This window comes from Mesoterricola sp. JemC181, from assembly GCF_055384585.1.
Genome location: NZ_AP045076.1, coordinates 4,018,372 through 4,030,578, shown reverse-complemented (window position 1 = coordinate 4,030,578; position 12,207 = coordinate 4,018,372). Strand labels below are relative to the sequence as shown.

Sequence of the window (12,207 nt, the reverse complement as noted above, 5' to 3'; positions counted from 1 at the left end):
CTCCTAGGAGCGGCGGTAGACCCGCACGTAGTCCACGTACATCTTCTGGGGCCAGGGGGTGGAGCCGGTGGGGCTCCCGGGCCAGTTGCCGCCCACGGCGACGTTCAGGATGATGAAGAACGGGTGGTCGAAGACCCACAGGCCGCCGGTGGGGAGGTTGGCGGCGGAGCGGGTGGAGAAGAGCACGCCGTCCAGGTAGAAGCGGATCTCGGTGCCTTCCCATTCCAGGGCATAGATGTGGTAGTCGTCCGACAGTTTGCCGGAAGCTAGGGACTTGCTGGCGGAAAGGCCGTTGGCGCCGGAATAGCCGGGGCCGTGCAGGGTGCTCCAGGCCGTCGAAGGCTGGCTGCCCACGGCCTCCATGATGTCGATCTCGCCGCAGTTGGGCCAGCCGCTGGAGGACACGTCGGTGCCCAGCATCCAGAAGGCGGGCCAGATGCCCTGGCCCGTGGGGGCCTTGATGCGCGCCTCGAAGCGGCCGCCGGTCTGGGAGAACAGGCCCTGGGTCTTGAGCCGGGCGGAGGTGTAGTTCCGGGTGATGCCGTCGGTGCCGGTGTAGCTCTCGGGCTGGGCGGTGATCACCAGGTCGCCGCCCTGGATCTGCGCGTTCACGGCGCGGCTGGTGTAGGTCTCCAGCTCGTTGTTGCCCCAGCCGCCGCCGCCCAGGTCGAAGCCCCACTTGGCGGCGTCGGGGGCGCTTCCGTCGGCCCCGCCGAACTCGTCGCTCCAGCTGAGCACCCAGGAGCCGGAGGGGTTGGGGTTGGGGTGGTCGTTGGAGGACGAGCCTCCGCCGCAGCCCAGCAGGAGGGTCGCGAGGGCGAAGGGCAGGGCGGCGGGGATCTTCATGGGGGGAGCTCCATGCGGGGGACAGGACTGGCGGGGAATCGGAACCAGAGTGCCAAGCGAAAGAGGGTTATCCTATAGTCTTATTTCGTAACGGGTGTTCATTTTCCGTGGCGGGTCAGCGCGGGGCGTGGGCGGCCCGGTACTGGGTGGGGGTGGTCCCGCTCTCCCGCTTGAAGAACCGGCAGAAGTAGGTGGCCGACTGGAAGCCGCAGGCCTCGGCGATCTCCTCCAGGGTGGAGGGGGTGTTCTCCAGGAGGCGCATGGCATTGCCCAGGCGCACCCGCACCATTTCGCCCGCGATGGAGCGGCCGAGGTTCCTCCGGAACAGGCTGTCGAGGGTGGACCGGGAGCACCCGGCCAGTTCGCACACCTGCTCCACCGAGATGCCCCGGCAGGCGCGGTCCCGGATCACGCGGGAGGCGGCGAGCACCAGGGGGTTCTCGGCGGTGGTCACATCCGTGGAGCCGCGTTCCACGACCCGGAGGGGCGGCTGCTTGTACAGCCGGGCCTCCACCTTGTCGCCGTCCAGGATGCTGGAGAGGAGCCGGCCCGCCAGCTGGCCGATGCCCTCCGTGTCCGGGGCGATGCTGGTGAGGGTGGGCCGGCAGAGGCGGCAGAGGATCTCGTCGTTGTCCACGCCCATGACGGATACGTCCCCGGGCATGGAGATGCCCAGGTCCCTGCAGGCGGTGATGAGCTGCTGGCCCCGGGTGTCGTTGCAGGCCAGGATGGCCACGGGCTTGGGCAGGCGAACCAGCCAGGCCGCCAGGTTCGGCTCGTATTCGAGGCCGCGCATCTCGCGGAACTGCTGGCGGATGGCATTGGAGACCTTGGGTGGCGGCTCGTACACGTGGGGGTTCAGCCCCCGGTCCCGCACCAGGGCCGTGAAGGCCTCGGAGCGGCGGTCGGAGAAGAACACGCCGGGGTAGCCGCAGTAGGCGAAGTTGTTGAAGCCGGCCTTGGCGAAGAAGTCGTCGGCCAGGCTGGCCACGACGCCGGGATCCGTGTCGATCCAGGGGTAGTCGGGGCAGTTGCCCTCCCCCTGCACGTCCACGATGGGCACCCCGAGGGATTTCATCTGCCGGCCCAGGTCGGGGGTGGAGATGAAGCCGATGATGCCGTCGATGTGGCCCTTCTTGAGCCAGTGGGGGAGTTTCATGAACTCCGCCCGCTCGTACGGGAAGATCAGCCAGTCCTCCTGCTCCAGGGCGTAGGTGGCCACGCCCCGGCAGATGCCCCGGCTGTAGCCGCCGGAGGCGGGAACGAGGAGGGCAATGTGGCGGATCCTGGCCATCGGATGTCCTTTCTTGCCTCGGCTGGTGTGGGGAAAGGGCCGGCAAAGCCCAGAATCCAACGGCAAACGGGGGCTGTGCAGGTTTCCGAAAGCTTATCTCGAAAAATAAAAAAAGACCATTTACTTATGATTTTTTATAACGCAACCTTCTCGAGTCCTCTTTGAGTTGGTCTGCACTTCCGGTTCCCGTGCTCGGGTCCTGCACCCGCCACGGGGGGACCTCCCTCCATGTCTGTCTTGACGCACTTAATTCTTCTAAAAAAAGGAGATATCATGTTCACCCCACGACTCCGGGCTAGCTTCGCGCTGCTGGCGTTGATGCCCCTGATCTGGCTGCTGGCCTGCTCCAGCTCCAACAAGGGGGGCCGTGACCTCACCTACCTCTCCGTGGCCCCGACGCACGTGGCCCTGTTCCCCGGGGAGACCGCCCAGCTTGGGGTGACCGCCCACTACAGCGACGGCTCCACGGCGACGGTGACCTCAGGCGCCGCCTTCGTGGCCGCCGCCCCCACCGTGGCCTCCATAAGCGCCTCCGGCCGGATCACGGCGGTGGGCGCGGGCACCAGCGTCGTCTCGGCGGTCATCGGCGACAAGAGCGCCGACGCCGTGATCGACGTGGCGCCGGCCTTCTACCCGGTGTTCACGGACGCCTACCCCAAGAACGTGACCTTCGTTCCCTTCGGCGGGTCCGCCAATTCCCTGGCGGCCGATGCCGCCGAGAAGCACGCCGGCGCGGCCTCCCTGCGCATCGACGTGCCCGCCTCGGGCTACACGGGCGGCGCCCTCAAGGCCGGCGCGGCCCAGAACCTCTCCCTGTACAACGCCGTCACCTTCTGGGTCAAGGCCAGCAAGGCCGCGACCCTGAACGTCGCGGGCCTGGGCAACGACGGCGGCAACTCCGACTGGGCCGCCGAAGTGGCCAACATCCCCCTCACCACGGACTGGGTCAAGCAGATCATTCCGCTGCCCAACAAGGCCAAGCTCACCGCCACCACCGGGCTCTTCCACTTCGCCGAAGGGGCCGACGAGGGCGCCTATAGCATCTGGATCGACGACATCCGCTACGAGAACCTGCCCGCGGCCGAGCTGGCCGCCCCCACCGGCGCCACCATCGCCTGGGCCCCCACCAGCGTCGAGATCTCCAAGTCCAGGTCCCTGGGACTGACCGGCGCCATCACCTACGCCACCCCCGCCGTGACCGTGAGCAACGCGAGCCTGCGCTGGTTCGACCTGGCCTCGGCCACCACCACCGTGGCCACCGTGGACGGCACCGGCCTGGTCTCGGGCCTGACCCTGGGCACGTCGGAGATCACCGCCACCCTGGGCGGCCTGGCCGTGCCCGGTTCCGGCACCGTCACCGTCATCACCCCGATCGTGCCCACCGTGGCCCCGCCCCGTCCCACCGTGGACCCCTCCAAGGTCATCTCCCTGCTGTCCAAGGCCTACACCAACATCGCCGTGGACACCTGGGGCACCAGCTGGTCCAACGGCAACGCCGGACCGAACCTCACCAGCCTCACCGTCGGCGGTGACGACGTGAAGAAGTACACCAGCCTCGCCTACGTGGGGGTGGAGTTCTACGCCGCCGGCAACACCGTCGACGCCACCGGCATGACCTACCTCCACGTGGACGTGTGGACCCCCGACATCACCGACTTCCACGTCAAGCTGGTGGACTTCGGCGCCAACACCATCTATGCCGGCGGCGACGACTCGGAGTCCGAAGTGGCCGTGAACGCCACCACCACCCCGGCCCTCAGCGCCACCAAGCAGTGGGTGGGCCTGGACATCCCCCTCGCCAACTTCGGCAACCTGGCCAGCCGCAAGCACCTGGCCCAGCTCCTGTTCATCGGCGCCACCCCCTCGGGCACGGGCACCGTCTACGTGGACAACGTCTACTTCCACAACTCCCCCTTCATCGACACCGTGGCGCCGACCCTCGCCATCACCGACGACGCCGCGGCGCCCGTGGCCTACGGCCCCGTCACCTTCTCCTTCACCTTCAGCGAGGATGTGGGCACCAGCTTCCTGGCGTCGTCCATCACCACCACCGGCGGCACCGCCGGCACCCTCACCAAGGTCAACGGCACCACCTACACCCTCACCGTGACCCCGCCCGCCACCACCGCCGGCACCATCACGGTGAACGTCCCGGCCGGAACCTATGCCGACGCCGCGGGCAACGCGGGCGCCGTGGCCGCCACCCGGAGCCAGGACTTCGACACCCGGGTCATCATGCGCCAGATGGACCTGCCCCTGGTCACCTTCGACGCTGGCAACGTGGCCTACGGCTTCACGGACTTCGGAGGCGTGACCTCGGCCCTGGCGGCCGATCCCGTCACCGCGGCCAACAAGGTCGCCAAGGTCGTCAAGCCCACCTCCGCCCAGTTCTGGGGCGGGACCACCCTTTCGGCCAACGGCACCCTGGGCTTCCTGCACGGGATCCCCTTCGACGCCGCCCACACCCGCATCACGGTCCGGGTCTATTCCCCCGACGCCGGCACCCCGGTTCGCCTCAAGGTCGAGGATCACGCCAACGGCACCATCAGCTGCGAGGCCGAGGTGAACACCACGGTCGCCAACGCCTGGGAGACCCTCACCTTCGACTTCGCCACCCCCGCCAGCGGCACCGCCGCCCTGGACTTCACCAAGACCTACGACAAGGCGTCGATCTTCTTCAACTTCATGTATGGCGCCGGCGGCACCGCCCTTACCGCCGAGAAGACCTACTACTTCGATGACGTGGCCTTCGACCACTTCACCACGATCACCTTGGACGACCCCGCCATCGCCTACACCCTGGCCGGCTTCGGCGGCTCCGAGGACGCCTCGGTGGCCACCGACCCCGCTGTCAGCTCCAACAAGGCCGTCAAGGTCGTCAAGGCCGCCGGCGCGCAGACCTGGGCAGGGGCCACCTTCGCCCTGGGCTCCTCCAACCTGGCCGTCTCCCGCATCCCCCTGGGCCACGGGTCCACCCGCCTCCTGGTGCGCACCTACTCCCCCGACGCGGGCGTCAAGGTCAAGCTGAAGGTCGAGAACGCAAGTGACGGCACCCTCTCCTGCGAGACCGACGCCACCACCACCGTGGCCAACGCCTGGGAGACCCTGGTGTTCGACTACGCCAATCCGTCCAGCGGCACCGCCGCGCTGAACGCCGGCACCGTCTACAACAAGATCTCGATCTTCTTCGATTTCGGCAATGCCGGCACCGGCAAGACCTACTACTTCGACGACGTCACCTTCGACGCCTTCGAGGGGCCGGTCAGCTTCGACAACTTCCTGGTCACCTACGCCCTCGCCGGCTTCGGCGGCGACGAAGGCGCCTCCGTCGCCCCGGATCCCGCGGGCGGCGCCAACCAGGCCGTGAAGGTCACCAAGATCGCCGGCGCCCAGACCTGGGCTGGCGTGACCGTCTCCACCGGAGCCAACTTCTCCATCGGCCGGATCCCCTTCTCCGCCGCCGGACTCAACACGTTCACCCTGCGGGTGTACTCCCCGGCCGCGGGCACCCCGGTGCTCCTCAAGGTCGAGGACCAGGGCAACGGCACGATCTCCTGCGAGAAGCAGGCGACCACCACCCTGGCCAACGCCTGGGAGACCCTCACCTTCAATTTCACGGGGCTCTTCGACGTGACGAAGACCTACGACAAGGTCTCGATCTTCCCCGGCTTCGGTTCCGCCGGCACCGGCGCCGTCACCTACCTCGACGACCTGGCCTTCCTGCCCTGACCCTTTGCCAAGACATTCAAGGACATTTCCCCATTCGGAGGACGTCATGACTGGAGCAAATAACCTGGTTCGCGGGGGTTTGGCCCTGTGCCTCTGCGGCGCGCTGGCCCCCTTGCGCGCCCAGGATACCGGCTTCTCCAAGAGCTTCAAGTTCCGGCTCGCCGTGGCCGGCAGCCAGAAGGATCACCTGCGCGCGCCCTACAGCGGCCTGGGCTTCAACGTGGGCTACGGTGTGGGCCGCGGCATCGTCGGCCTGGAGCTCGGCTACATCTACAAGACCGGCGACGACTACTTCACCACGCCGGACGACTCACGGCTGGACCCGGCCCTGCTGCCCATGAACCCCGCCAAGGCGGTGGAGTCCAAGCGCAACGAGTTCGCGGGGCTCACCGTCCGGGCCTCGTACAGCCAGCCGCTGAACGCCGCCTGGCGCTGGCAGGCGGGGCTGCAGTTCGGCGGCAGCTTCAAGCACCAGTACGTGGGCGACGCCCAGAGCGCCCCCTGGGACGTGGCCTCGGGCGCCAAGGCCTGGCGGGACTTCTACCTGGCCTCGGAACGGAAGGCCAAGTACGTGCCCTCCCCCTACGCCGGCGTGACCTGGAGGGCCGACAAGGACTCCAGCGTGGAGTTCAATGTCGTGCTCCTGAGCTACACGGCCATGGAATACCACCACTACGTGGGCACGGCTTCGGCCTACGACACGGGCGCGCCGGGGCGCCGCTCGGCCTCCGGCGCCTCCTGGCCCATGGACGCGCTGGCCACCCGCAACCGGATGGTGCCCCACGCCGAAGTCGCCTATGTGTTCCATTTCTAGGCCCCCCAGAGAATCGCGGAGACTCAGATGACCATGCGCAATTTGCTGTTTCGCTCCAGCGTCGCGGTGATGCTCACCGGGGGCGCGGGCCTGATGGCCCAGACCACCACCGGCGCCCTGAGCGGCATCCTCACCGATGCCGCGGGCAAGCCCCTCCGGGGCGCCCGGGTCGCCCTGGAAAGCCCGGCCCTGTTCCAGACCAAGGTGTTCACGACGGACGCCAAGGGCGAGTACCACGCCCTCCTCCTGCCCGTTGGCAACTACACCGTCAAGGTGAGCGCCACCGGCATGATCGGCCGCACCGCCACCAACGTCCGGGTGGGCCTGGGCTCCAACCAGACCCTCAACTTCTCCCTGAAGGCGGTCCAGGCGGCCTCGGCCATCGTGGAGGTGGTGGCCACCTCCTCGGCCGCGGAGGCCAAGACCAGCGACAAGATCGCGGTCAACTATTCCGCCGACCAGCTGCTCAAGATGCCCGTCTCCATGCAGGGCTTCGACTCCATCACCAACATCGCCCCGGGCGTGACCGGCTACGGCAAGGATGCCCGGGTGCGCGGCTCGGACATGAACCAGATCCTCTACAGCATCGACGGCATCAACGTGAAGGACGACACGGGCACCTACTCGTCCCTCTACGCGCCCCTGCCCGACAGCATCGAGGACGTGCAGGTGGTGACCTCGGGCCTGAACGCAAGGAACGGCCTCGTCAGCGGCGGCCAGGTGAACATCGTCACGAAGACCGGCTCCAACACCTTCGAGGGCACGCTGCGGGCCAACATGAGCCGGGCCTCCATGGCCGCGGACTTCCCGCTCACCAACGCCAACAACAACTCCAACCTCCTGCGCGAGGACCTGACCCACACCACCGACTTCACCTTCAGCGGGCCCCTCATCAAGGACCGCCTCTGGTTCACCCTCGGCACCCGGGTCACCCCCAGCCAGGCCACCTCGGGCCTGCTGGGCTACACCGTGGTGGGCCTCAAGGCCGGCCAGCCCAACATCCCCTGGAGCCAGGTGCAGAGCCTGCTGCGCCCCATGTCCACCTTCGGCCTCAATGCGAACGTGGACAACGTCGTCAACACCGGTCCCGGCGGCAGCTACGGCAACACCGCCGAGGACGCCGGAACCAAGCTGAGCTCCTCGATCAGGTTCCAGAAGTTCGAAGGCAAGCTGACGGGCCTCCTCACCACCAACCACTCCCTCAGCGCCACCTTCCTCACGGAGAAGACCACGCAGGGCGGCGTCCAGGGCCAGCGGAACACCGATCCCTGGGAAGGCAACATCATGCGCGGCATCGGCGACATGGTCACCGAGACCAAGGCCTGGACCCTCGGCTGGAACGGCATGCTGGCCCCCAACTGGTCCATCGAGGCCCGCACCACCTACGCGGCCAACACCTTCAACGACGTCAAGAACCCCAACCCCGGCGTGTCGGTCTCCGGGTACTTCGCCAGCCCCGATCCCGCCATGGTCCTGCGGGGCGAGAGTGGCCCGCACTCCTGGCTGGGAAGCCCCGACAGCTACGACTACGGACCGCTGCTCACCAACATGTCCACCTACGACATCAGCCCCCTCAAGAAGGGCAACAGCACGTGGTCGATCAACGTCAAGACGCTTCAGGCCTACCTGGGCAGCCACGACATCGACATGGGCGCCGAGAGCGTGGCCACGCTCTACAATTTCGGCCGGTCCAAGTACGGCAACCGGGGCGTGTTCACGGGCGGCTGGTACCGCGATTCCGCCACGGGCAAGTACCTCTATCCCACCTTCCACCGCGGCGAAGCGGGCTCGGATCCCACCGAGATCCTCCAGGTCGGCCCCGGCGAGAACCCGGTGGCCAACGGCTGGAACGCCTGGGCGAACATGCCCAACGGCCTCGGGACCCAGGCCCCCTTCCTCCACTGGGAGGCCATCCGCGGCCCCAGCGCCCACATGGAGAAGTTCTACGACAACCCGGGCGACTCCAAGAACCGGACCACCTCGGTCTACGTGAACGACAACTGGACCGTCAACAGCTTCCTGAACGTCATGGCCGGCGCGCGGTACAACAAGCTCACCATGCAGGACCAGGGCGGCAACCGCCTGGACGACATGAGCGTGTTCGAGCCGCGCCTGCTCCTGAAGTTCAACCCCGACGGCAACAACCGGGAGATCTGGTCTCTGTCGGCCGCCAAGCTGGCCTCGGCCTATTCGGACGCGGTGGCCAACAACTTCCGCGGCAACGCCTGGGAAGTGCGCACCGTCCACCTGTGGAACGGCGCGAACCTGGACGGGGGCCAGCCCGGCTTCGACACCAACGGCGCCCTGGGCGACGCCCCCACCGGCACGCACAACGGCTACACGTACACCGGCCAGAACATGAACGGCGTGCGCTTCGTGGACTACGACACGCTCATCGACCCCAGGAACTACGGCCCCGCCTACGACATGCTGGACGCGCGGCAGACCTACCTCGCCAAGGGGCTGCGCGCCCCCTACGCCTACGAGTTCAGCGTGGGCTACCAGCGCAACTACGAGTCCGGCTACTTCAAGGCCAACGTCATCCGGCGCGTGTACAAGGACAACATCGTCAGTTCCATCCATGACTACGGCATGGATTCCATGGTCCACATGACCAGCCCGGACCCCAACGATCCCCTGCGCATGTGGAAGCAGAAGACCTCCTGGCTCAACTCCAGGTTCGACCGGGTCTACACCGGCCTGGAGATCGCCTTCCAGAAGCAGCTCAGCTCCCGCTGGAGCCTGATCGGGTCCTACACCTACGACCAGTCCACGGGCACCAACGACCTGGACTACTACAACTACAAGAACCTGCGGGAGAAGCTGCTGACCCCCGAGCAGCAGGAGCGCGCCGTGGGCAAGGGCCTGCTCAGCCGCAACCAGATCGCCCACGTGTTCCTGACCTACGCCCACCCCGTGGGCAAGGGCAACGTGTCCTTCTCCGTGAAGGCCGACGCCTGGACCGGCGGGGTCATCCAGGCCCAGGGCTGGACCGACTACCGGACCCTGTCGGGCTTCTCCGCCCTGCAGCTGCCCGGGTCCATCAACGGCGAGCGCGTGATCGACGTGGACCAGCGCACCGCGAACTGGCAGACCTTCTTCCCGACCTACTACGGGGACATGGGCGCCTTCAAGACCGGCGTGGACTACTACCAGGTCGGCGCGAAGGTCCAGTGGGACATCCCCCTGGGCCTGGGCAAGGTCCGCCTGATAGGCTTCGTGTCGATCGACAACATCTTCAACCACTTCGTCATGACCAACGTCTACGGCTACTTCACGGGGGATTCCCCCAGCGCCACCAACAACGTGGCCGCGGGCAGCCCCATGGCCCTGTTCAACGGGAACCGCTTCTACGGCCAGACCCCCGGGGACCTGGGCGCCAAGTACGGCGACTACAACCAGGGCTACGGCGGGCGGAAGGTCGGCGATTTCAGCATCGGGCTCAAGTTCTAATTGGAGAATGCCATGAACCACCTCCGCACCATCCTGATGGGCCTCCTGGCGCTTCCCCTGGCCGCAGGCCACCCCGGCTTCTCCGCCGGCGGCGGCCTGATCCTGGGCCTCGACAGCTACAAGAAGGCCGTGAACAGCACCACCGGCTTCATGATCAACGCGGGCTGGGAGACCACCCTGGCCAGGACCGACATTCCGGCCCGGGTATCCCTGAACCTGGGGACGATGCCCGGCAAGGCGAAGAACGGCCTCACGACGTCCCTGACCCTGGCCCAGCTCTCCGGGGACATCCTCTTCGACACCGGCACCCCGAAGCTGCGGGGGATCTTCGGGCTGTCGCTGAACAGCTACACCGCGAAGTTCAAGGGCGACGAGAGCCAGTCCATCTTCGACGCCGAGCACCATTTCCCGTTCCACGACTGCAAGGGGCTCAAGGGCGGCCTGCGCGTGGGGGCGGAATACGCCCTTACGCCCCGGGTCACCCTGGAGGCCCTCCTCCAGGCCACGGAACTCGCCGGACGCCAGCGCAACGACGTCCTGATCCGCCAGGGGGCCATCAACCCCGCCTGGCTGCAGCTCGGCGCCCGCTACCAGTTCTGATTCCGGAGTCCTCGTGACCACGACCCCCCAGACCGAAGAAGCCGGCCGCCTCGGATTCGCCGAGAAGGCCGGCTACGCCCTCGGCGACGCAGGCTCCAACTTCTACTGGAAGACCTTCGAGTTCTTCATCATCTTCTTCTACACCGACGTCTTCGGCATCCCGGCCGGGACGGTGGGCACCATGATGCTGGTGACCCGGGTGGTGGACGCCATCGCCGATCCCATCATGGGCACCATCGCGGACCGGACCCGCACCCGGTGGGGGCACTTCCGCCCCTACCTGGTCTGGTTCGGCCTGCCCCTGGCGGCCGCGGGGGTGCTGACGTTCACCACGCCCGCCATGGGGCACGGCGCCAAGGTGGTGTACGCCTACGTCACCTACTGCCTCCTGATGCTTCTCTACACGGCCGTGAACATCCCCTACAGCGCGCTCATGGGGGTGATGACGCCCAACAGCAAGGAACGCACCTCCCTGGCCTCGTTCCGGTTCGTGGGCGCCTTCTCGGTGGCGGTGCTGGTGCAGTACTGCACCCCCAGCCTCGCCCAGTGGTTCGGAATGGCGCCCGCCCTTCGGGCCCAGCACAGCCTGCTGGCCCACCCCGGCGAATGGATCCGCTGGTTCCTCTCCAAGGAATTCCTGGCCCTGCCGGCCGATCTGGCCAAGGGATGGCAGCTGACCATGGCCCTCTACGGGGTCATCGCGGTGGCGCTGTTCGCGCTGTGCTTCCTGGCCACCCGCGAGCGGGTGGCGCCCCCGGCCGACCAGGCCGCGGACCTCAAGGGGGACTTCAAGGCCCTCATGGGCAGCCGCGCCTTCGTGGTGATGATCGTGGTGGCCGTGGCCATGATCAGCGCGTTCGTCCTCAAAGGCTCGGTCTCGGCCTACTACTTCAAGTACTACGTGCACCGCAACGATTTGCTGGGGCCCTTCCTGGTGAGCAACGCCCTGGCCTTCCTGGCCGCGGTGATGCTGGCCCCGCCCGTGGCCCGGAGGTTCGACAAGAAGGTCATCTTCATGGCGGCCATCGGCCTGGGCGGCGCGATCGTCCTGGGGTTCTGGTTCGCCGGGCCCGGGGACGTCGCCCTGATGTTCGCCCTCCAGATTCTTTCCAGCTTCGTGATCGGGTTCAACTCCCCCCTGCTGTGGGCCATGTTCGCCGACACCGCCGACGACGCGGAATGGCGCTCGGGCCGGCGCAACACCGGACTCGTCTTCGCCTCGGCCATCTTCGGCACGAAGATCGGCCTGGCCGTGGGCGCGTGGATCACGGGCATCCTCCTCACCTGGTTCGGATACGTGGCCAACGTGGACCAGACGGCCCGCTCCCTGGTGGGCATCCGGCTCTCCATGAGCCTCTTCCCCGGGGCGCTGCTGATCGTTTCCGCCCTGCTCATGAAGCTCTACCCCCTCGACGACCGGATGATGGTCCGGATCGAGAAGGACCTCAAGGACCGCAAGCCCCAAGCCTGA

At 67.3% G+C, this 12,207-nt stretch carries 7 protein-coding genes; 5 read left to right on the top strand and 2 right to left on the bottom strand.

Annotation, left to right across the window (positions count from 1 at the left end; translation table 11 throughout):
* Positions 1–3 precede the first annotated feature (3 nt).
* Together ACZ5MC_RS17730 and ACZ5MC_RS17725 are read right to left on the bottom strand one after the other, a co-directional pair.
* Positions 4–846, bottom strand: a complete 843-nt coding sequence (locus tag ACZ5MC_RS17730) for a glycoside hydrolase family 16 protein (protein WP_306601815.1) — start codon at positions 844–846, stop codon at positions 4–6.
* Between the two features lie 115 nt (positions 847–961).
* Positions 962–2,140, bottom strand: coding sequence for a XylR family transcriptional regulator (locus tag ACZ5MC_RS17725; RefSeq protein WP_306601814.1), 1,179 nt, complete (start codon positions 2,138–2,140; stop codon positions 962–964).
* Positions 2,141–2,413: 273 nt separating this feature from the next.
* On the opposite strand from ACZ5MC_RS17725, the gene ACZ5MC_RS17720 reads away from it, so the two are divergent.
* From ACZ5MC_RS17720 to ACZ5MC_RS17700, 5 genes are read left to right on the top strand one after another with little or no spacing between them, the layout of a single operon-like run.
* Positions 2,414–5,869 carry an Ig-like domain-containing protein gene (locus ACZ5MC_RS17720; RefSeq protein WP_464516397.1) on the top strand — a complete coding sequence of 1,152 codons (3,456 nt, stop codon included), beginning with the start codon at positions 2,414–2,416 and terminating at the stop codon, positions 5,867–5,869.
* Positions 5,870–5,915: 46 nt separating this feature from the next.
* Complete coding sequence (locus ACZ5MC_RS17715; RefSeq protein WP_464516396.1) at positions 5,916–6,683, top strand: hypothetical protein; 768 nt, start codon at positions 5,916–5,918, stop codon at positions 6,681–6,683.
* A 27-nt stretch (positions 6,684–6,710) separates the two neighbouring features.
* Positions 6,711–10,136, top strand: a complete 3,426-nt coding sequence (locus tag ACZ5MC_RS17710) for a carboxypeptidase regulatory-like domain-containing protein (RefSeq protein WP_464516395.1) — start codon at positions 6,711–6,713, stop codon at positions 10,134–10,136.
* Positions 10,137–10,148: 12 nt separating this feature from the next.
* Entirely contained in the window at positions 10,149–10,736 is a 588-nt protein-coding gene (locus tag ACZ5MC_RS17705; RefSeq protein WP_306601810.1) for a hypothetical protein, read from the top strand.
* A gap of 13 nt (positions 10,737–10,749) precedes the next feature.
* Positions 10,750–12,207 (top strand): MFS transporter, encoded by a 1,458-nt coding sequence (locus tag ACZ5MC_RS17700; protein WP_464516394.1) that lies wholly within the window; start codon positions 10,750–10,752, stop codon positions 12,205–12,207.

Excerpts from the sequence above, each read along its gene's own strand:
- ACZ5MC_RS17710 (WP_464516395.1), top strand. The coding sequence starts at position 6,711 with ATGACCATGCGCAATTTGCTGTTTCGCTCCAGCGTCGCGGTGATGCTC.
- ACZ5MC_RS17715 (WP_464516396.1), top strand. The coding sequence starts at position 5,916 with ATGACTGGAGCAAATAACCTGGTTCGCGGGGGTTTGGCCCTGTGCCTC.
- ACZ5MC_RS17705 (WP_306601810.1), top strand. The coding sequence starts at position 10,149 with ATGAACCACCTCCGCACCATCCTGATGGGCCTCCTGGCGCTTCCCCTG.
- ACZ5MC_RS17725 (WP_306601814.1), bottom strand. The coding sequence starts at position 2,140 with ATGGCCAGGATCCGCCACATTGCCCTCCTCGTTCCCGCCTCCGGCGGC.
- ACZ5MC_RS17720 (WP_464516397.1), top strand. The coding sequence starts at position 2,414 with ATGTTCACCCCACGACTCCGGGCTAGCTTCGCGCTGCTGGCGTTGATG.
- ACZ5MC_RS17730 (WP_306601815.1), bottom strand. The coding sequence starts at position 846 with ATGAAGATCCCCGCCGCCCTGCCCTTCGCCCTCGCGACCCTCCTGCTG.